At 67.5% G+C, this 21020-nt stretch carries 18 protein-coding genes; 7 read left to right on the top strand and 11 right to left on the bottom strand.

Annotated elements, in window-relative coordinates; translation table 11 throughout:
- Positions 1-27: 27 nt before the first annotated feature.
- The 4 genes from ASF08_RS23395 to hemB all read right to left on the bottom strand — a co-directional run bounded on the left by ASF08_RS23395 (position 28) and on the right by hemB (position 3291).
- Complete coding sequence (locus tag ASF08_RS23395; RefSeq protein ID WP_048437773.1) at positions 28-525, bottom strand: RDD family protein; 498 nt, start codon at positions 523-525, stop codon at positions 28-30.
- A gap of 102 nt (positions 526-627) precedes the next feature.
- On the bottom strand, positions 628-1686 hold the full coding sequence (locus ASF08_RS23390) for a methyl-accepting chemotaxis protein (protein ID WP_274534511.1): 1059 nt from the start codon (positions 1684-1686) through the stop codon (positions 628-630).
- A gap of 173 nt (positions 1687-1859) precedes the next feature.
- Positions 1860-2234, bottom strand: a complete 375-nt coding sequence (locus ASF08_RS23385) for a hypothetical protein (protein ID WP_056150091.1) — start codon at positions 2232-2234, stop codon at positions 1860-1862.
- Between the two features lies 1 nt (position 2235).
- Positions 2236-3291 carry a porphobilinogen synthase gene (gene hemB, locus ASF08_RS23380; RefSeq protein ID WP_056150087.1) on the bottom strand — a complete coding sequence of 352 codons (1056 nt, stop codon included), beginning with the start codon at positions 3289-3291 and terminating at the stop codon, positions 2236-2238.
- Positions 3292-3526: 235 nt separating this feature from the next.
- Here hemB and ASF08_RS23375 point away from each other — a divergent pair, with 235 nt between their 5' ends.
- The 3 genes from ASF08_RS23375 to ldtR all read left to right on the top strand — a co-directional run bounded on the left by ASF08_RS23375 (position 3527) and on the right by ldtR (position 5762).
- The gene (locus ASF08_RS23375) at positions 3527-4621 is read left to right on the top strand and encodes an enoyl-CoA hydratase/isomerase family protein (protein WP_056150085.1); all 1095 of its coding nucleotides are present in this window, start codon (positions 3527-3529) and stop codon (positions 4619-4621) included.
- Positions 4618-5085 carry a DUF6163 family protein gene (locus ASF08_RS23370; RefSeq protein ID WP_056150082.1) on the top strand — a complete coding sequence of 156 codons (468 nt, stop codon included), beginning with the start codon at positions 4618-4620 and terminating at the stop codon, positions 5083-5085. Before ASF08_RS23375 ends, ASF08_RS23370 begins: the two co-directional genes overlap by 4 nt.
- Before the next feature lie 164 nt (positions 5086-5249).
- Positions 5250-5762 carry a transcriptional regulator LdtR gene (gene ldtR / locus ASF08_RS23365; RefSeq protein ID WP_018042165.1) on the top strand — a complete coding sequence of 171 codons (513 nt, stop codon included), beginning with the start codon at positions 5250-5252 and terminating at the stop codon, positions 5760-5762.
- Positions 5763-6086: 324 nt separating this feature from the next.
- On the opposite strand, the gene ASF08_RS23360 is transcribed toward ldtR, so the two are convergent.
- The 6 genes from ASF08_RS23360 to pqqA (ASF08_RS24420) all read right to left on the bottom strand — a co-directional run bounded on the left by ASF08_RS23360 (position 6087) and on the right by pqqA (ASF08_RS24420) (position 7991).
- Entirely contained in the window at positions 6087-6311 is a 225-nt protein-coding gene (locus tag ASF08_RS23360; RefSeq protein WP_018042166.1) for a hypothetical protein, read from the bottom strand.
- A gap of 37 nt (positions 6312-6348) precedes the next feature.
- Positions 6349-6699: a 4-fold beta flower protein gene (locus ASF08_RS23355; RefSeq protein WP_056150079.1), complete on the bottom strand. Its 351-nt coding sequence runs from the start codon at positions 6697-6699 to the stop codon at positions 6349-6351.
- A 7-nt stretch (positions 6700-6706) separates the two neighbouring features.
- Positions 6707-7057, bottom strand: coding sequence for a hypothetical protein (locus tag ASF08_RS23350; protein ID WP_238254130.1), 351 nt, complete (start codon positions 7055-7057; stop codon positions 6707-6709).
- Between the two features lie 221 nt (positions 7058-7278).
- On the bottom strand, positions 7279-7542 hold the full coding sequence (locus ASF08_RS23345) for a hypothetical protein (RefSeq protein WP_026175651.1): 264 nt from the start codon (positions 7540-7542) through the stop codon (positions 7279-7281).
- Positions 7543-7748: 206 nt separating this feature from the next.
- Positions 7749-7838, bottom strand: coding sequence for a pyrroloquinoline quinone precursor peptide PqqA (gene pqqA, locus ASF08_RS23340; RefSeq protein WP_018042171.1), 90 nt, complete (start codon positions 7836-7838; stop codon positions 7749-7751).
- Between the two features lie 63 nt (positions 7839-7901).
- Positions 7902-7991, bottom strand: coding sequence for a pyrroloquinoline quinone precursor peptide PqqA (gene pqqA / locus ASF08_RS24420; protein ID WP_081612606.1), 90 nt, complete (start codon positions 7989-7991; stop codon positions 7902-7904).
- Positions 7992-8519: 528 nt separating this feature from the next.
- Here pqqA (ASF08_RS24420) and mgtE point away from each other — a divergent pair.
- On the top strand, positions 8520-9890 hold the full coding sequence (mgtE, locus tag ASF08_RS23335) for a magnesium transporter (RefSeq protein WP_018042172.1): 1371 nt from the start codon (positions 8520-8522) through the stop codon (positions 9888-9890).
- A 48-nt stretch (positions 9891-9938) separates the two neighbouring features.
- Here mgtE and ASF08_RS23330 read toward each other — a convergent pair whose 3' ends face one another.
- Positions 9939-10409: a YidB family protein gene (locus ASF08_RS23330; protein ID WP_026175652.1), complete on the bottom strand. Its 471-nt coding sequence runs from the start codon at positions 10407-10409 to the stop codon at positions 9939-9941.
- A gap of 286 nt (positions 10410-10695) precedes the next feature.
- Here ASF08_RS23330 and treZ point away from each other — a divergent pair, with 286 nt between their 5' ends.
- From treZ to ASF08_RS23315, 3 genes are all read left to right on the top strand, one after another.
- Positions 10696-12501, top strand: a complete 1806-nt coding sequence (gene treZ / locus ASF08_RS23325) for a malto-oligosyltrehalose trehalohydrolase (protein ID WP_056150073.1) — start codon at positions 10696-10698, stop codon at positions 12499-12501.
- On the top strand, positions 12498-17408 hold the full coding sequence (locus ASF08_RS23320; RefSeq protein WP_056150068.1) for a malto-oligosyltrehalose synthase: 4911 nt from the start codon (positions 12498-12500) through the stop codon (positions 17406-17408). Before treZ ends, ASF08_RS23320 begins: the two co-directional genes overlap by 4 nt.
- Positions 17409-17542: 134 nt before the next feature.
- A complete protein-coding gene (locus tag ASF08_RS23315; protein ID WP_056150064.1) occupies positions 17543-20926 on the top strand; it encodes a maltotransferase domain-containing protein in 3384 nt (1127 codons plus the stop codon).
- The last annotated feature ends 94 nt before the right edge of the window (positions 20927-21020 follow it).

Here is a 21020-nt window from a genome sequence, read left to right as displayed (position 1 = left end):
GTCCCAGCTGGATTTCGCCCGGTAGGCTCAGACCCGCACCACCGCCAGACCGACGAGCACGTCGTGGCCCAGGCGCCGGTCCGACCTCATGAGCCCGAACAGGATATCGACGAACCACAGCAGGAACGTCGAGATGGCGACGTAGAACAGCAGGGCGTGGATGGCGGCGGTGAGGAAATCCACCCGCAGGCCGCTGGCCGGAGTCACCACGCGCAAACCCATCATCCGCATGCCCCAGGTGCTCTGGGCGGCGCCGCCCACCGTCACCGCGCTGTAGAGGATGCCGCTGGCGGGAAGGATCGCAAACAGGGTCCAGCCGAGGCCGAAGGTCAGCACTCCGAGCACCGTGATCGCCAGGGTGAGGAGCGCGGTGAAGCCCAGGATGAAGAGGATGTCGAGGAGATAGGCGACGAAGCGCGCCCCGAGGCTCGCCCTGACGAAGGGGACCGGGAGGGCGTTCGGGAAGCCGGTCCCGTAGCGCTCGGCATAGCCGGCGGGGTCGTAGCCTGGGGGCGTATTGAGCATGGCCGATAGCCTTCGAGAGGGGAGACGATTCTCCCTCGTGAAGAAGACATGGGAGGACCCATGCCTTCGCTCAAGGTCGCACGGGCTTTGTCGGGTTCGAGGTCAGGCGGATTGCTCGATCACGCCGCGCCATCCCAGTCCGCGATACGTCTCGTAGCCCGGGGTCTCGTGGAAGGCGACGAGGCGCCCCGCTGCATCGATGTAGCTTCCCTGGCTCCGTCCGTCCGTGCGGAGGGGATAGCGCTCGGTGAGGAGGCCATTGCCCTTGGAACAGGCGATGACGCGGTTCTCGGCATCGAGCAGCATGACACGGCTATGGGCCCGCTCCGCCGGCGCGAGGCGGACGCCCTCGACGATGGTGCGTGCCTGCGGTTCCCAATCGAAATGGATCGCGAGAAAGCCGATGGGCTTGCCGTTCGCCTCGCCGCCTTCCCGCACGGAGGCGACATAGGTGGCGCTCTGTGCGCCGTTGAGCGCGGCGACCCGTGCCACGTTGGCCACCGCGAACTCATCGCCGGAGGCCAGCGGCTTGGCGCGGGCGAACCACGGCTCCTGGCTCATATCCTGGCCGACGACATTGAACCGGTCGGGCCGGCCATTGGCGATGACCTTGCCGTCGAGGCTGCACAGCCAGAGATCGAGATAGACCGTGTAGGCGGAGAGGATGACTCCGAGCCGGTGGGAGGCGTGGTTTCTGACCGCTTCGGTCGGAGAGACCGCGCATGCGACCACCGCGGCATCGGTCGCCCACCACCTCACGTCGCAGGTCCGCTCGTAGAGATTGCGGTCGATGATCTCCACGGCATTGAGCGCGAGATCGATGCAGCGCGCGGAACGGCTCTCGCTGGCCAAGTGCTCCACGGCCTGGGTCAGGCTGTCGACGCCGTCGCCGAGAGCGCTGCCGAGGCCCGAGACCAGACCCTCGATTTCGCCCGCGACGCTGCGAACCTCATTGGCGACGACAGAGAAGCCGGCGCCGCGCTCGCCCGCATGCGCCGCTTCGATGAGGGCGTTCAGGGCCAGCAGATTCATGCGCCGTGTGATGGACTTGATCGAGCCGACGCTACGATGGGTGAGAGACTTCAGCTGCTGGGTCGATGTCTCGACGAGCATCGAGAGACTGTCGGCCGGGTGATCTATCTCGTTCAGTTTTGTCGACATCGCATCCTCAAAATGGACCGCCCAAGCTCAGCGCTTGGTATTTCGTATATGTATTCAAGACTGAGATTGGCCGGCAGGCGACTGCGAACGTTTCGAGGTCTGCCGGTCAGAGACAATCCTGCCGCCTCCCCAAGCAAACCGAAGCAATAAGAATGCCAGGGCCGCGCGAATGCCTAGCGCGCCGGCGCGGGGTCGTTTGCTTCGGAATCTAATGTTTCGAGATAGTATTTCTTAAGCATGAAAAGCGCCCCGCCCGACACCGCCTTGTGGTCCATGCGGATGCCGATGAGACCCGCGCCACCGTCGAACAGGCAGTCGATGCGGTGCTGGCGTTGGCCCAAGGCGTAATCGACGCGCACGCTGTCGGGCGCCGATCCACGGCCGACATGGAGCAGACGCGGCGAGAGGTCGGCTGCCACCAGCGCGGGAAGCGTCCGCCGGCAGGTGGTGATCCGCAGCCGGTCGACGGAGCTGTCGCAGGCCGTCAGGAATGCGACGACCGCGATCGGCAGGAGCGCGCCGGCGGGCCGAGCCGCCCGCGGGCGCATCTCAGATGCCGTCGCGCAGGCGTTCGGCCACGCGGGGCGCGTAATAGGTCAGGATGCCGTCGGCGCCGGCGCGCTTGAAGGCGAGGAGGCTCTCCGTCATGGCGCGAGTGCCGTCGAGCCAGCCGTTGAGGGCGGCGGCCTCGATCATCGCGTACTCGCCCGAGACCTGATAGGCGAAGGTCGGAACGCCGAATTCGTCCTTCACCCGGCGGATGATGTCGAGATAGGGCAGGCCCGGTTTGACCATCACGGAATCCGCGCCCTCCTCGAGATCGAGGGCGACTTCCCGGAGGGCTTCGTCCGAATTGCCCGGATCCATCTGGTAGGTGCGCTTGTCGCCCACCAGGGCGGCCGAGGTGCCGATGGCGTCGCGGAACGGGCCGTAGAAGGCGCTGGCGTACTTCGCCGCGTAGGCCATGATCTGGACATCGCGAAAACCGGCCTTGTCGAGGCCGGTGCGGATCGCGCCGACGCGGCCGTCCATCATGTCGGACGGGGCGATGATGTCCGTGCCCGCCTCGGCCTGGATCAGGCTCTGCTCCACGAGGAGCGCCACCGTCTCGTCGTTGAGGATGGCCCCGTCCTCGATCAGGCCGTCATGGCCGTGGCTGGTATAGGGATCGAGGGCGACGTCGGTCATCACGCCGATTTCCGGCACCGCCTTCTTCACGGCACGCACGGCGCGGCAGACGAGGTTGTTGGAATTGAGGGCTTCCGATCCGGTCGGGTCGCGCAGGGACGCTTCGGTATAGGGAAAGAAGGAGATGGCCGGGATGCCGAGCCGCGCCGCGCGTTCCGCCTCGCGGACGATCTCGTCCACGCTGAGGCGCTCCACGCCGGGCATCGAGGCGATGGGCTCGCGCCGTCCGGTCCCCTCGATGACGAAGAGCGGCCAGATAAGGTCATCCACCGTCAGGGTATTTTCGCGCACGAGGCGGCGCGACCACTCCGCCTTGCGGTTGCGCCGGGGGCGCTGGGTGATGCTCAGCGACGCGGCGGAACTCGCCTTGGCGCTCTCGATGGCGAGGGGACGCGGGGTCGGGGTCGCTTCGGTCATGGTCTCTACGTCTCGAAGGCCCGTCGCGGGCGCGTCGGGGCCGGCCTAACACATCCCCAAAACTCTTCGAAACCCGGGCCGATCGCCGCCCCCCGATTGACGGGTCACGGCAGAGTTCGTCTAAGCGACACGGTGAACGCGGCGTTTCCTCGACCCCGCACCGCGCGACGCGCGGAATCCCGCGAGCCCCCGAGGGTGAGGCAGCCGCCGACCGGAGGCCAATCGGAGACGATGGATGACAGGCGCAGACGAACCGGAGATCCTGTTCGAGCGGCGCGGGCACGCCGGCCTGATCACCCTGAACCGGCCTAAAGCCTTGAACGCGCTCACGGTCTCCATGACGACGGCGATGTATCGCGCCCTGTGGGAGTGGGAGCGCGACGACACGATCACCCGCGTGGTCGTCCGCGGCCGGGGCGGGAGGGCGTTCTGCGCCGGCGGTGACATCCGCCAGATCCACGACCTCGCCCGCCGGGGGCTGGACGACGAGGTGAGGCGGTTCTGGCTCGCGGAGTACCACCTCAACGCCTATGTGCAGCGCTATACGAAACCCTACATCGCCCTGATTGAGGGGATCGTCATGGGCGGCGGGGTGGGTTTGTCCCTGCACGGGAGCCACCGGGTGTCCTCGGAGCGCTACACCCTGGCGATGCCGGAAGTGGGAATTGGGTTTTTTCCCGATGTGGGAATGACCCATTCGCTTCCGCGCCTGGCCGGTCGCGCAGGGGTCTATCTGGCCCTGACCGGCGCCCGGATCGGTGCCGGCGATGCCCGCGCTCTGGGGCTCGCCACCCACCATGCGGCGGCGGAGAATTTCGACGCCATCACGGACGAGCTGGCCGGCGGTGGCGCCATCGAACGGGCTTTCGACCGCCACGCGACGGCCTTTCCCGAGGTCGGTCCGATCACGGCGCATGGCGCCACGATCGAGGCTTGTTTCTCCGCCGACAGCGTCGCCGGGATCCTCGCGAGACTCGACGCGGACGGGTCGCCCTTCGCCACCGAGACCGCCGCGCTGATGCGCACGCGCTCTCCCCACTCCCTGTGCATCGCACACGAGCAGATGAGGCGGGGCATCGGCATGGACTTCGCCGAGGCGATGCAGGAGGAGTATCGCCTCGCCATGCGGGCCATGCATTGGCACGACTTCCACGAGGGGGTCCGCGCCGTGCTGGTGGACAAGGACAACCGCCCGGACTGGCGGCCCGCCGCCCTGGCCGACGTGGACCCGGCCGGGATCGCCGAGGCGTTCACCGACCTGCCCGATGGCGACGCGCCGAGATTCGATGGATCGGCGACATTCGATGGATCGGAAAGGATGCCGTCATGAGGGGACTGACCAAGGTCGGCGCAACGCGGGACGGGCGCGGGCGCGCCAACGACGTGGCCGGTGACCGCATCGAGCGGTCGCCGCGTGCGCCGCAGACGGGGTGGGACGTGGTCCTGGTCTGGTTCATGCGCGTCACGGCCGTGTTGTGGCTGGCGAAAGGCGTCTCGACCTGGGCGACGATCCTCGACATCTTTCCGGGGGCGCGCCCGTTCGAAGCCGAATCGCTCGGCCGCCAGACGGTCATCGTCTACTTCGCCGTGATCGACTTCATGGCGGCGATCGGGATGTGGCTCACCAGCGCCTGGGGCGGTGTGGTCTGGTTGCTGGCCGCCACGAGTGCCGTCACCCTGGCGATCCTCACGCCGCATCTGCTGCCGATGTCGATCCCGGTCCTCGGAAGCCTGGGTGCTATTGTTGTGATCTATTTCGCTTTGTCTTGGGCTGCGGCGCGCGAGGTCAGGTAAACAACACCTTACTGGATTACTTTCATTTTGCATTTACCGACAGAGGTAAATTGCAAATTCATCGTATCGCTTAAACCGTCTTTCACCCGTGACTCGTAGATTGGCTTCATAAGCGGTGCCGAACACAACGGCGCCCGACCCAAGAACCCTGACGAGGCACCCAGATGAAGTCCCAGTCCGCCAAGGTGATCGAGAGCAACACCTCCGCCGAGACCAGCCCGGCGCACGGTTCCTATCTCGAAGCGCTGCACCTCGTGGAGCGTCTTCACCGCCGCCTTCTCGACGTGATCAAGGACGAGTTCGAGCGTCGCGGCCGTGAGGACGTCAACAGCGTCCAGGCGCTGCTGCTCTACAACATCGGCGACAAGGAACTGACGGCCAGCGAGCTGCGGACGAAGGGCTACTATCTCGGCTCCAACGTCTCCTACAACGTCAAGAAGCTCGTGGAGGCCGGCTACCTCCACCACGCCCGGTCGAAGACCGACCGCCGCTCGGTGCGCATCAGCCTCACCGACAAGGGCCGCACGATCCACGACATCATCCAGGGCCTCTACGACAAGCACGCCCGCACCATCCAGCCGATCGGCGGCATCTCCGACGACGATTTCGGGCGCCTCAACGTCGCCCTCGGCCGCCTCGAGCGCTTCTGGACCGACCAGATCCGCTACCGGCTCTAAGTACCTGTTCGAGCGGTTCGTCCAAGGTTTCACCTCATCCAGAGATGCCGCGGAGCGGCCTCGAAGGAGGCTTCCAGGGATCGCGCGACGACTGGAGGGCTCCCTCGAGGCCTCCGCTACGCTCCGGCACCTCAGGATGAGGTGGTTGGTTTGGACGATCGACTTTGGCAGCTGTTCGGCGCTGGCGCGAGCATCCGCTGAGAAATCTCATCGAGCGGGTTTTGAGAACCGCTCCGAGACGAGCGCGCACCGCCAACCCGCTCGTCATCGACGTCCCGGAACGTCCCGGATCCGTCTCGGGCCATTCCTCGTATCGACCCAGCCCTATGAGGGCTGCTCCTCGCCGACATGTTCTTCCTCCTCCGTGAGAGGGGGCTTTTCGTCGGCATCGTCTCCGACCAGCTCGTCGAGTTCGTCGATGAGGTCGTTCACCTGATCTTCCGTGGCGAGGATGCGGAAGATCTCGCCGTCCACGGTTTCGATGGTCAGGCGATAGCCTCCGTCCGTCTCGTCGGTGAGGACGCGAGCCAGCTTCTTCGTCGGTGTCATGCGGTTTCCCTCTCGTGCGAACGGGTTCGGTTAGGGATCAGATCAGGTCGGAAAAGACGCGATCGGACCAGGCCGTGGAGGCGGCGGGGCGGGGCGGGGCTTGCCCCGGTTCGGCGCGCGCGGGCTTCGTGCGCCTCGGGCCGGGCGTCGTCTTCGCCTGCCGCGCGGGCTTGTGAGGGCCGCCCACGGCGTCGTGTTCGAAGAGGAGGCAGGCTCCGTGCTCGTCCGAGATCCAGCCTCGGTCCGCCCAGCCGATGAAGCGGCCGTCATAGGCGTAGACCTTGTCGTCATGGATGAAGGCCGCGGCTCGGCCGTTCCAGAGGTAGAGGGAGTGCCCGTCGTGGCAGTACGCCGCCTCGCCGCCCTGTCTGTCGAAGAACTCGATCATGGACGGCTCAAGCCCCGATCTGGCTGTTGTGCAGCGTGCGGAGCTCGACGTAGCTCATGGTCTCGCTGCTCCAGGTCGGTCCGTCGGAATCGTGCAGGCGCTTTGCGAGCGGCTTGTGCTTGTCGCCCTGATAGAACCCCATGATGACGGTCTGGCCGTCGGTATCCTCGGCCTCGATCCGGTAGGCCGGCTGGGTGCCCGATCCGAGCCGGCTCAGGCGAACGCGCAGGGTCGGATTGCGGGTCTGGTCGGGGACCATGTTGAGATAGACGCCCTTCAGATATTCGAGGCGGTCCGCTTTCCGTCCGGCGAGATCCGCGATCGAGACGTTCTCGGCGAGCATGTCGGGCTTGTTCATGAAGGATCTGCTTTCTAGTGGATGTGATGGGGCGCGGGCCACTCGCATAGACAGGGCGCATCGACCTGCGATGTTCCATGCGGCGACCGGAGCGGTGTCGGGTATGGGCCGGGCCATCGTCGGCGTGTTCGCCCTCTGAGGCCGGCGAGAGGGGGACGACACCACCGCCATCCACCACATCGCTTGCTGCGTGGGGCGGAGGAGGGCCGATCCGGATCGTGTCAGTGCAAGGTCGGCGGCGGTTCGAGGAACGCGCGCATGCCGTCACCGTCCTCGATGGCCTCCATGAAGGCGTCGAGGGCGTCTTCGTCGGAGGCGAAGGTCGTATCCCAGACGGTGGACCAGCCGGTCTGATCGATGACTTCGAGCGTCCACGGATCCTGCGTGCCGGCGAAGCGATAGACGTTCACCGTCACCGTGATGCCGTTCTGGGTCGCCCGTCCGGTCAGGTCCGAGAATTCCATAGTTGGCATCTCTTGGGTCATGGGGTGTTTCTCTCGAACGACGAGTTCACCGCAGGGACCCGAACGTGTCCCTATCTCATGAGCCGAAGTGCCAGTTCTAGCAGAGTTCTTGCCGGAACGGTTCCGAAAACTTTGAAACGGCCGGGCATCGAGCCCGGGCGAGCACGAAAAAGGCGGCATCCCTGCTGGAACGCCGCCCTTTCATACCGCTCTTAAAAGCGATCGACTTAGTTGAAGGTGTCGATCTCAGCCGACTCGTAGCTGGTGACTTCCATGCCGACGCACACTTCCTGAACGATGGGGGCAGACCACGTCATGACGTTTCTCCTGGCTGGTGATGATGGGGCTTGGTGACACGGGCCCGTGAGGGCGCCGATCCCTTAGTTGAAGGGATCGATTTCCGCCGACTCGTAGCTGGTGACTTCCATGCCGACGCAAACTTCTTGAACAACGGGGGCAGACCAACTCATGGCGAAACTCCTTCGTGTCCGACGCCCTCAAGATAGGCGATACATTGGGCGCAATACAAGCGGGCGCGAGACTTATATTTTTCATATGATGGCTCGTCGTGGCCGGATTTCCCCCGATAAGCGGACGATCTTCCTCCCATAGAGAAATATGTTGCAGGATTGTGCTCCGTCGGCGAGCGATCCCGGTCGTGTCGCTGCCCGTTCCGAAGGCGGAAACGGCGGCTCCCACGGCCGTCCCGCGCGTCCCGCCGGCAGGTCCGAAAGACAGGAGGAAATTCATCTTGACGCGCCCCGTGGCGGAGCGCATGGGGGCGCCGCCGACGGCTTCCCCTCGGCGATCCGCATGTGCGGATCGCAGGTGGACGCCTTGGAGCCCGAATTCCCCATCCATGCCCAGCGACAGTCCCGTCGATCCAGCCCGCCCGGCCGCTATCGTTCTGACCGCCTGAGGCCCTGTCGGGTTCACGCGCGGCTCACCGCGATCCGGCCGAACACGGCCCGATCGCACTCCTCCCCCGAGGTGAGCCCATGAACCAGATCGCCCCCTTCCCGACCAAGATCGATCCCTCCGTGCTGGCCGCCCGGTTGTCGGACGAACGCGCGCCCGACATCGTCGAGGCGCTGAACGAGGAGGCGCCCGAGGTCGCCGCCGCGATTCTGCTGGGGCTGCCCCACGACCGGGCGGTGGAGGTGCTCGACCAGCCCGAGCTCGACCTCGCCGCCGACATCATCGAGATGCTGCCGCGCGACCGGGTGGCGTCCTACCTGTCGGGCATGTCGGCGGACCGGGTGACGGACGTGTTCCGCGAGATCGAGGAGCCGGGCCGCTCCGATCTGAGGGCGCGGCTCGATGCGGAGACGCGCGGCACGATCGACCGGCTCAGCGCCTATGGCGAGGAGAGCGTGGGCTCGCTGATGACCACGGAATTCGTCACGGTGCCGGGCAACTGGACGGTGCAGCAGACCCTCGACCATGTCCGCACCGTCGAGAAGACCCGCGAGACGATCTACGCGATCTTCGTCCTCGACCCGCGCACCCAGGCGCTGACGAAGGCCGTGCCCCTGCGCCGGCTGATCTCCGGCAATCCCGACGACAACGTCCTCAGCGTCGCCGCCGGCCGGCGGCCGCTCGCCGTCTCGCCCACCGCCAGCCGCGAGGAGGCGGCGCGGCTGATCTCGAAATACGATCTGCTGGCCCTGCCGGTGGTGGATGCGGTGGGCCACCTCATCGGCATCGTCACGGTGGACGACATGATCGACGCCATGGTGGAGAAGCAGACGCAGGACGTGCAGCGCTTCGGCGGCATGGAGGCCCTGCCCGAGCCCTATATGGATATCGGCTTCGGCACGATGATCCGGAAGCGCGCCGGCTGGCTCTGCGCCCTGTTCCTCGGCGAGATGATGACCGCCACGGCGATGCAGGGGTTCGAGGGGCAGCTGGAGAAGGCCATCGTCCTCACCCTGTTCATCCCGCTCATCATGAGTTCGGGCGGCAATTCGGGCAGTCAGGCGACCTCGCTCCTCATCCGCGCGCTCGCGCTCCACGAGGTCCGCCTGCGCGACTGGTGGCGCGTGGCCCTGCGCGAGGTGCCCACCGGGTTGCTGCTGGGCGCGATCCTGGGGACGATCGGCATCGTCCGCATCGTGGTCTGGCAGAAGGCGGGGCTCTACGATTACGGCGAGCACTGGATGCTGGTGGCGGCGACGGTGGGGGCCGCCCTGGTCGGCATCGTCACCTTCGGCTCGCTGACGGGATCGATGCTGCCCTTCGTGCTCCAGCGCCTCGGCTTCGATCCGGCGACGGCCTCGGCGCCCTTCGTGGCCACCCTCGTCGATGTGACCGGCCTCGTCATCTACTTCTCGGTGGCGATGCTGATCCTGCGCGGCACGCTGCTCTGACCCTTATCGATCCTCCCGGGCGGAGTGAGCCCGGGAGGAGACGACGGCTTACGCCGGCACGCGGCCGTCGGGGGTGTAGCGGTCGATGGCCTGCGGCAATTCCCGCGACAGGCGGGACAGCAATTCCTCGCGGGTCAGTCCCGTCTGCTGCGCGAGGGTCGCCAGGATGTCCGGGCCGATCGCCTTTTCGAGGTTCTGCGGCGCGATCTCTTGGTTCGGACCCTGGTTGACCCAGGAGGACGCCGTCTCGCCGTGGCCGTTCTGGGTGAAACGCTCCACGAGCTCGCTCAAGCCCCCGCCGAGGAGGCCGCCGGCCCCGGCACCCCCGAGGGCGCCTCCCAGCTGGCCGAGGATGCCACCGAGACCGCCCTGGTTGTCGGTCGCGGCTCCCGGCGTTCCCGGAGCCGTCGTCTTGTTCGTAGCACCGCCCAGGAATTCGGCGATCTTGTCCCTGTTCTGGTAGCCCGCGACGGCGAGCAGACCCAGCAAGGCGGTCATGGACGGATATCCGCGGCTCATGCGCTGTCTCCCTTGAGGTTCGCCGCCGGCTCATCGGCGAGGCGACGCTCACTCAACGTGCCTATGGCGCGGCGGGATGCATCGGGCCGCCGGAATGCCCACGATCGAGGCGCCATGGCGCGCCGCACACAAAACTTGTCCGCCCGGCGGTTGTCGACCGTGACCCGCGCATTACGTCGCAAGCGAAGCCGTATGGCGAGGGAACCAGACCCTCGCGGACGGCCTTCTCCCCCGTGGCCGGTGCGACCCGGCCGCGAGGTTTCCCAATGAGCGAGATGGCGGTCTGATGCGGCGCACACACGACATGAACTTCGGTGCCGCGATCGCGGCGGACGGCGTGCGCTTCGCCCTCTGGGCACCCACGGCCAAGGACGTGGCCCTCGTGGTCGACGGGGCCGAGCATCCCATCCCAGAGGCCGGCGAAGGCTGGCGCCGCACCACCGTGCCGGATGTCCGCCCCGGTGCCCGCTACGGTTTCCGCATCGACGGCGACCTCGTCGTCCCGGATCCCGCCTCGCGCTTCCAGCCGGACGACGTGTCGGGCCTCAGCGAGGTCATCGACCCGAAGGCATTCGACTGGAGCGACGGCGAATGGACGGGTCGCCCGTGGGAAGAGGCCGTCCTCTACGAGCTGCATGTGGGCACCGCCACGCCGGAGGGGACCTATGCCGCCCTGGAGGCCAAGCTCGAAGACCTGACCCATCTCGGCGTCACGGCCATCGAGCTCCTGCCGCTCGCCGACTTCAAGGGCACCCGCAACTGGGGCTATGACGGCGTGCTGCCCTACGCGCCGGATGCGGCCTATGGTCGGCCGGACGAGCTCAAGCACCTGATCGACAAGGCCCATTCGCTCGGGCTGATGGTGTTCCTCGACGCGGTCTACAACCATTTCGGCCCGGCCGGGAATTACCTCCACGCCTATGCCAAGACCTTTTTCACCGAGCGTCACCAGACGCCCTGGGGTGCGGGCATCAATTTCGACGGCGAGACCAGCGGCAAGGTCGTGCGCGACTACTTCATCGAGAACGCGCTCTACTGGCTGGAGGAATACCATTTCGACGGCATCCGCTTCGACGCGGTCCACGCCATTTTGGACGATTCGCCCAAGCACTTCATCGGCGAGCTCGCGGAGACGATCCGCACGCGCCTGCCCGGACGGCACATCCACCTCGTCCTCGAGAACGAGGCCAACCAGGCCCGCTGGCTCGAGCGCAACGATCAGGCCCAGCCGCTCCAGCACACGGCGCAATGGGCCGACGACCTCCACCATTGCTGGCACGTGCTGCTGACCGGCGAGGACGCGGGCTATTACGTCAGCTTCGCCGACAAGCCGGTGGATCATCTCGCCCGCTGCCTCGCGGAAGGCTTCGCCTATCAGGGCGAGCCGTTCCCGAGCCTCGACAACCACCCGCGCGGCGAGCCCTCCGCCCATCTACCGCCCTCGGCCTTCGTCACCTTCCTCCAGAACCACGATCAGGTGGGAAACCGTGCCCTCGGTGAGCGCCTGAGCGCGCTCAGCGACCCGGACAAGCTCAGCCTGGCCCGCGCCGGCCTGCTCCTTGCTCCGCAGATCCCGATGCTGTGGATGGGCGAGGAATGGTCGGCCACGGCGCCGTTCCTGTTCTTCGTCGATTTCGCGCCGGACGAGGAGTTGAACAAAGCGGTGCGCGAGGGGCGCCGGCGTGAGTTCAAGAGCTTCGCGGCTTTCGCCGACGACACCTCGGTCATCCCCGATCCGACCGCCGAGCAGACCTTCGTCGATTCGAAGCTCGACTGGGCGGAGCCGGAGCGGCAGCCCCATCGCGGTGTCTGGGCCGACACCCGCAACCTGCTCCAGATCCGGCACCAATCCGTCGTGCCCCTGACGAAGACCCGCTATCTCGGGGCCGACGTGACCCGGCCGTCCCCGGATTCCCTCGACGTGACGTGGCGCTATGCGGGCGGCACCCTGCGCTTCGTCGCCAATTTCGGCGAGGATCCCCTCGCCGTCGATTCCCATGGAGGTCAGGTGATCTGGTCGAACGGTCATACGGGCAGCGAGATCGAGCTTCCCACCTGGACGGGTATCGTGCTGACGGGAGCCGCCCGATGAGCCGCGACCTCGAACGGCTGGCCGATCTCCTCGGCATCGCATCCGGCTATACCGACGCCTTCGGCCAGCCCGTGGCGACCGACATCGAGACCCGGCGCGGCATGGTCGCCGCCCTGGGTTTCCCGGCGGGCAACGACGACGAGATCGCCAGCAGCCTCGCGGAGGTGGAATCCGTGCGGCTCGGGCTCGTCCCGTCGCTGATTCCGGTCGAGGCGCGGCGCGCCTCGACGATCCCCGTTCACGCCGTGGACGCGCATGGCGCCGTGTCGTGGCGCCTCGTCGACGAGCGCGGCCTCGCGCGGGAGGGGAGGGCGTCGATCACGGGGGCGGGCGAACCCCGTATCGAGTTGCCGCCCCTGACGCCCGGCTACCACCGTCTCACCGTGGCGCTCGGCGAGCGGAAATCGGAATCCTGGGTCATCTCCGCCCCGCAGCGCTGCTGGCGCCCCGCCGCCTATGCCGACGAGGGCGCGCGGGATTGGGGCCTCGCCGCGCAGCTCTACGGCCTGCGCTCGCCGCACAATCTCGGCATCGGCAGCTATGCCGATGCGGGCCGCGCCGCGCGGGATGCCGGCATTCGCGGCGCCTCGTTCCTGGGCCTGAGCCCGGTCCATGCGCTGTTCGAATCGGACCGCAGCAAGATCTCGCCCTATTCGCCGTCTTCGCGCCTGTTCCTCGAGACCCTGTTTATCGAGCCCGGCGCGTTGCCCGGTTTCGCCGGCTCGCGCGCCGCTGCCTTGTTGGGAGAGAAGGCCACCGAGATCGCCGGCCTTCAGGCCGCGACCCTGGTCGACCATCCCGGTATCTGGGGTGTTCTGTCTCCCGTGCTGGAAGCGTTCTGGCACGAATCCCCGGCGCGCGCGGGTGACGACGCCGCCTTCTCGGCCTTCCGCGACGCGGGCGGCGCGGATCTCGAAGCTCATGGGACGTTCGAGGCGCTGTCCGCCCATTACAAGGCGCTCGGCGCTTATTGGTCCGGCGACTGGCCGGAGGAGATGCGCCGCGCCGGGACGCCGGCCGTGGAGGCGTTCGCGCTCGCCCATGCGGAGGCCGTCACCTACCATATCTGGCTGCAATACCTCGCCGATCGCCAATTGGCCGATGCGTCGAAGGCGGCCCTCGAGAGCGGCATGCGCCTCGGCCTCTACCGCGATCTCGCTGTCGGCGCCGATCGCGGCGGATCGGAAGTCTGGTCGCATCCCGAACGCTTCGCCAACGGCGTCTCCATCGGTGCGCCGCCCGATCTGCTGGCGCCCAAGGGCCAGGATTGGGGCCTGCCGGCCTTCCACCCCCTCGAAATGGAGCGCGACGGGCTCGCGGCGTTCCGCGCCCTGGTCCAGGCGAACATGCGCCATGCTGGCGCGATCCGCATCGACCACGCGTTCCAGCTCGCCCGCCTCTTCCTCATCCCTGTCACCGGATCGGCGAAGGACGGCGCCTATGTCGCCATGCCGTTCGAGCCCATGCTCGCGGTGCTGCGGCTGGAGAGCCACCGGGCGAAATGCCTCGTCATTGCCGAGGATCTCGGCACCGCGCCGCAGGGCTTCTCGGATGCGCTGATGCAGGCCGGCATCCTGAGCTACCGCATCCTCGCCTTCGAGCGCGAGCATGGCGGCCGCTTCAAGAGCCCCGGCGCCTATCCGCGCGACGCGCTGACCGCCATCACCACGCACGATCTGCCGACCTTCGTCGGCTGGTGGCGCGGGGTCGATACCGACACCCGCCAGGCGCTCGGCCTCTACGACGCCGAGCGGGCGGAAGCGGAGCGCCGGGAGCGCGTCACCGAACGCTCCCGCCTTACCGAGGCGCTCGCCTCCGAGCAGCTGCTGCCGAGCTACGACGTGCCCGAGGTGGCGCCGTTCGAAGCGGCGGCGCGCTACTTGGCGCGTGCACCGTCCATGCTCACGGCGGTGCAGTACGAGGACGTCGTCTCGGAATTGAGCCAGGCCAACGTGCCGGGCTCGACGGAAGGCTATCCCAACTGGCGGCGCAAGCTCGACCGCACCCTGGAGGCCATCGCCGCGCCGGGCGGTCCGCTGGCGAAGCTTGCCGCCGCGCTCTCGGCCGAGGAACGCGGCCCCCGTTCGGGTGCGGCGCGTCTCTCCTCGCCGCCGCCGCGCGCCACCTATCGGCTGCAGTTCCACAAGGACTTCACTTTCGCCGATGCCGAGCGGATCGTGCCGTATCTGGCCAAACTCGGCATCAGCCACGTCTATGCTTCGCCGATCCAGAAGGCGCGGCCGGGCTCGACCCATGGCTACGACATCGTCGACCATTCGACGATCAACCCGGAACTCGGCGGCGAGGAGGGCTTCGTCCGCTTCTCCGACGTGATGCACCGGCACGGCCTGAAGCTGCTCCTCGACATCGTACCCAACCACATGGGCGTCGGCGGCGCGGACAATCCGTGGTGGCTCTCCGTCCTCGAATGGGGCGATCTCTCGCCGCTGGCGCACGCCTTCGACATCGACTGGCAGCGGCAGGGCGCCCGCAACAACCTCGTCATCCCGTTCCTGGGCGACCGCTACGGCGAAGCCCTCGAACACGGCACCCTCGACTTGAAATACGATGCCGCCGCCGGCGCCTTCAGCGTCTGGCATTACGAGCATCAGTTCCCGATCTGCCCGCTGCAATATCCCTCGATCCTAAACCGGGCGCTTGCGGCGCATGGCGAGATCGGCGACGACGCGGCGGCAGAAGTTCTCGCCGTCTCCGAGCGGCTGCGGCTGATGAGCGAAGAGACGAATGCGGAGCGCCGCCGGGGCTTCCCGGAGGAGGCCGACGGCCTCAAGCGCCGGCTCGCCGACGCGGTGGAGGCTTCGCCGGCCATCGCGAAGGCCATCGACCGCACGCTGACCCTGCTCAACGGTTTCGAGGGACGGCCCGACAGTTTCGGGCCGCTCCACCGGCTCCTCGAGCAGCAATCCTACCGTCTCGCCCATTGGCGCGTGGCGGCCAGCGACATCAACTACCGTCGCTTCTTCGACGTGAACGGCCTCGCGGGCCTGCGCGTGGAGAAATCCGACATCTTCCACCGCTCGCACGAGACGGTGTTCCGCCTCATCTCCGAGGGGCGGATCGACGGGCTGCGGATCGACCATATCGACGGTCTCGCCGACCCGCAGGGTTATGCGCGCGCCCTGCAGAGCGCGGTCGGCCCCGGCTTCTACGTCGTGGTCGAGAAGATCCTCGAACCCGGCGAGAAGCTGCGGCCCTGGCCCGTCGCCGGAACCACCGGCTACGACGTGCTCAACCAGCTCGACGGCATCCTGGTGGACCAGGAGAAGCACACCCGGATCACCCGGTTCTATCGCTGGGCCACCGGCATGGACGAGCCCTACAAGGCGCAACTCCGGGCGGCCAAGGCGGAGATCCTCGAGATCAGCTTCGCCAGCGAGCTCGAAGTGCTCACCGCCGACCTGAAGCGCATCGCCGATGCCGACCGGCGCACGCGCGACTTCTCGGTGAACGCCATCCGCCGGGCGCTGATCGAGATCATCGCGCGCTTTCCCACCTACCGCTCCTACCTGGCGAGCGACCTCGACGAGAGCGATGTCGAGGACGAGGACGTCCGCCTCATCGAGGGGGCGGTGGCCAAGGCCAAGCGCTGGAGCGCTCTGCCGGACCGGTCGGTCCACGACTTCGCCTCGAAGGCCTTGCTCGGCCGGATCGATGCCGGGGGGCCGGGGCGTCCCGATCCCGCCGTCATCCTGCGGTTCCGCCGCCGGTTCCAGCAGCTGACCGGTCCGGTCATGGCGAAAAGCCTGGAAGACACGCTGTTCTACCGCTTCTCGGAACTCCTCGCCCTCAACGAGGTCGGCGGCGATCCGGGGGAATACGGCATCGATCTGGAGCATTTCCACGCGCTCCAGGCGGCGCGGGCGCGTGACTGGCCGAACGCCATGATCACCACGGCGACCCACGACACCAAGCGCGGCGAGGATGCCCGCTCGCGCTTGCTGGCCCTGTCCGAGATCCCCGAAGTCTGGGCCGAAGCCTGGACCATCCTCGGCCAGTCGGCCCGCACCCACCTCACCGCCATGGAGGAGGGGCCGGCGCCCGATGCCAACGACCAGTGGATGTTGCTCCAGGCCATCCTGGGCGCCTGGCCGCTCGAATTGCTGGAGCGGGACGACGAGGCCGCCATCGCGGAGTTCCGCGACCGTCTCGACGCTTATTCCGAAAAGGCCCTGCGCGAGGGCAAGCGCCGGTCGAGCTGGGTCAATGTGGATGAGCGGTACGAGGCCGCGGTCAAGCGGCTGTTCGCCGGCCTGATCGCGCCGGGCGCGAAGTTCATGACGCTCATGCGCCCGATCGCGCGGCGGCTCGCCCATCTCGGCATGATCGCCGGCCTCGGCCGGACGGTGCTGAAGGCGACCCTGCCGGGGCTCCCCGACGTCTACCAGGGCACCGAGTTCTGGGACTTCTCCTTCGTCGATCCCGACAACCGCCGCCCGGTGGATTACGCGGCGCGGGAGGAGGCCTTGAGCGACACGGCCGATCTGCCCGCCTTGCTCGACCATTGGCCGGACGGGCGGGTGAAGCAGGCGACGCTGGCGCGTCTCCTCGCCGACCGGGCGGAGCGACCCAGCTTCTATGCCGATGCCGACCATATCGCCGTGACGGCCGACGGCAGGCTCGCCGCCCATGTCATCGCATTCACACGCTCGGATGCCACAAGCGGGGAGGGCGACCTTCTCGTGGCGGTGCCGCGCCTCGTCTCCGGCCTCGTCGGCGACGCGACGTGGTCGGGCGAGGCCTTTGCCGGCACCACCCTTCCGGTGGCGGCGGAGAGCCGCTGGATCGACCTCATGACGGGCGGCGTCGTCCAGCCGGAGGGAACTTCGGTCGATCTCGGCCGGTTGTTCGCGCGTTTGCCCTACGCGGTCCTGAAGCGGATCGCCTGAGTCCCGGATCCGGGACGGTCGCCGAACCTTGAAGGGTGGTCCTCGCCGAGGACCGCCCATCCCCACCCCACCCGCCGCCGCGCGGGAGGCTCCTGCGGGAGACGGGGATACGTCTTTACGAGAACGGAGTACGCATGAACGCGCCGAGCCCAGCCAAGATCTCCGCCGAGCGGACCGAAGCCGGAACCGTGGCGCTGCCTGCGGGCCTTGCCCCCCGCGCCGAGGGGCCGCGCATCTACAACCTGTTCCCCCTCCTCGTCGGACGGGTCTCGGCCTGGACGGCGGAGCTTCCCCGCATTGCCGGGATGGGGTTCGACTGGATCTACCTCAACCCGTTCCACCAGACCGGCGGCTCGCGCAGCCTCTATGCGGTCTCCGATCCGGACCGGCTCGACGAGCGGTTCCGTGACGATGACGGCACCTCGGACGACGAGCAGATCCGCCGCTTCTGCGCCGCCGCCGCGGCGCATGGCATCGGCGTGATGACCGACCTCGTCATCAACCACACCGCCAAGGACGGTCCCCTCGCGCGGGAGCGGCCGGACCTGTTCCTGCGCGACGAGGCCGGCAACATCGAGAGCCCGGCGGCCGTCGATCCGGACGATCCGTCGATCCGCACGGTCTGGGGCGACCTCGCCGAGCTGAACTACCATTCGGCGGGTGCGCGCGAGGAGCTGACCCGGCTCTGGGCCGGCTACATCAACCGGATGCAGGATCTCGGCGTCGGCGGGTTCCGCTGCGACGCCGCCTACAAGGTGCCGCCGGACGTCTGGCGCAGCCTGATCGGCGCCGCCAAGGCGCTGGAGTCCGATTGCCTGTTCGCCGCCGAGACCCTGGGCTGCACTTTCGAGGAGGCCCAGGCCACGGCCGGCGCCGGGTTCGACTACCTGTTCAATTCCTTCGCCTGGTGGGACCTGAAGGCGCCGTGGGCGCTCGAGCAGTACGACCGCCTGCGCGTGATCGCCCCCTCCATCGCCTTCCCCGAGAACCACGACATGCCCCGCCTCGCCGCCGGCCTCGGCGGTAGCGCGGAGGCTGTGGCGCGGCACCTGAAGGCGCGCTACGCCCTGGCCGCGTTCTTCTCGGCCGGCGTGCTCCTGCCCATCGGCTACGAATGGGGCTACCGCCGCGCCCTGCACGTGGTCGAGACCACACCGGATTCCCGCGAGACCGATACCGGCATCGACATTTCCGGTTATGTGAAGGCGATCAACGCCCTGAAGGCCAGCCTCGCCTCCGCCAATGTGGAGGGCGCGCAATCCCGCATCTCCGCGCCGGATGCGGATTACGTGGCGCTCCTGAAATTCGATACCGGGCACGGCGCCTCCGCGCGCCACGCCACCCTCGTCCTGTTCAATCCCGGCTCCACTGCGGTGGCGGTGGATGCCGGGCCGCTGGTGGCGCGGACGGGCGGCATGCTCGACCGCTTCAAGGACGTCACCCCCGAGGCGGAGCCCATCGACTTCCTCCCCGGCACGAGCCTCGACCTCGCGCCCGGCGAGATCCGCATCCTCGCCGCCGAACGGCGGGTGGTGGCGAAGCCCCCGGCTCCCTCCACGCCGTCGGGGGAAGGCCGCGTCGTCATCGAGGCGGTCTCGCCCGAGATCGACGGGGGCCGCTCCCCGGTCAAGCGCGTGGTCGGCGAGCAGGTGGCGGTCTCCGCCGACATCTTCAGCGACGGCCACGAGATCATCGATGCCGCGATCCTGTCGCGCGTCGTCGGCGAGGAGGAATGGCGCCGAGACCGCATGGTGTTCGTGGACAACGACCGCTGGAGCGGCTCCTTCCCCCTCGAACACAATGCCCGCTACGAATTCACCATCGAGGCCTGGCGCGATGCCTTCTCGTCCTGGATCCGCGACACGCTGAAGAAGCGCGATGCGGGCGTGGACGTGCGCCTGGAGACCATCGAGGGCGTCACCTTCGTGCAGGGGGCGGCCGACCTCGCCACCGGACCGGACCAGGCCCGGCTCCAGGCCATCGTGTCGGCTCTCGCGGCGGAAAAGACCGGATCGGCGGCGCAGCTCGATCTCATCCTCGCGCCCGAGACCGCGTCCCTGATCCGCAGGCACGCCGAGCGGGTCAACCGCTCGCGCTATCCGGTGAACGTGCCGGTGATCGCCGACCGCCTCGCGGCCCGGTTCTCGGCCTGGTACGAGATCTTTCCGCGCTCGCAATCCATGGACGTCAACCGCCACGGCACGTTCGACGACGTGATCCGGCGCCTGCCCGAGATCCGCGAACTCGGCTTCGACGTGCTCTATTTCACGCCGATCCACCCGATCGGGAAGACCAACCGCAAGGGCAAGAACAATACCCTCAAGGCTCTCGAAGGCGATGTCGGCTCGGTCTACGCGGTCGGGTCGGAGGCGGGCGGGCATGAGGCGGTTCACCCCGAACTCGGCACCCTCGACGATTTCCGCCGTCTGGTCGCGGCCAGCCACGCCTACGGCATGGAGATCGCCCTCGATTTCGCGATCCAGTGCTCGCCCGACCATCCCTGGATCAAGAACCACCCGGAATGGTTCGAGTGGCGCCCCGACGGCACGCTGAAATTCGCCGAGAACCCGCCGAAGAAGTACGAGGATATCTCCAACGTCCACTTCTATGGCGGCGCGCTGCCCTCGCTCTGGATCGAGCTGCGCGACATCGTCATGGGCTGGGCCGAACTCGGCGCCCGCATCTTCCGGGTCGACAACCCCCACACCAAGCCGATTCCGTTCTGGGAATGGATGATCGGGCAGGTGAACGCGCGCTATCCCGACGTGATCTTCCTCGCCGAGGCCTTCACCCGGCCGAAGATGATGAAGAAGCTCGCCAAGGCCGGCTACCAGCAGAGCTACACCTACTTCACCTGGCGCAACACGAAGCAGGAGCTCATCGACTACTCTACCGAGCTCGCCGGCGAGATGGGGGAGTATTACCGGCCGAACTTCTTCGCCAACACGCCGGACATCAACCCGGTCTATCTCCAGACCAGCGGCCGCGCCGGATTCATCGTGCGGGCGACGCTGGCGGCCACCCTGTCCTCGGTCTACGGCATCTATAACGGCTTCGAGATGTGCGAGGCAGCGCCGTATCCGGGCAAGGAAGAGTATCTCAATTCAGAGAAATACGAGCTGAAGGCCTGGGACTACCACGCGCCGGGCAACATCCGTGCGCACATCATCAAGCTCAACCGCATCCGGCAGGAGAACCCGGCGCTCTGGGACTTCCGCAACGTCATCTTCACGGGGGCCTATAACGACCAGATCGTCGCCTATGCCAAGACGACGCCCGAAGGCGACAACTGCATCTTCGTGATGGTCAATCTCGATCCGAAGAACCGTCAGGAATGCACCTACGAGGTGCCGCTCTGGCTCCTCGGAGAGCCCGATGACGGCGCCGTCGAGGTGGAGGATCTGCTGCTCGGCTACAAGTTCGAGCTGCGCGGCAAGTCCCACCGCATCGCCCTCGATCCGGCGGAGCGGTCCGTGGTGATCTGGCGTCTACGCGCGCCCCGCCGGGTTGCGGAGTAGCGGCCCGCGTGTCAGCACAAAACTTCGAGTTTTCAGCCGTCCGTCGCGTTGTCGCCCAGAAGCTGGTGCCAAAGCTGCGGCCGACGCGGCTGGC

The organism is Methylobacterium sp. Leaf85, assembly GCF_001422125.1.
Classification (GTDB): Bacteria; Pseudomonadota; Alphaproteobacteria; order Rhizobiales; family Beijerinckiaceae; genus Methylobacterium; species Methylobacterium bullatum.
The sequence above is the reverse complement of the archived record's forward strand: the minus strand, read 5'-3'. Positions and strand labels throughout refer to the sequence as shown.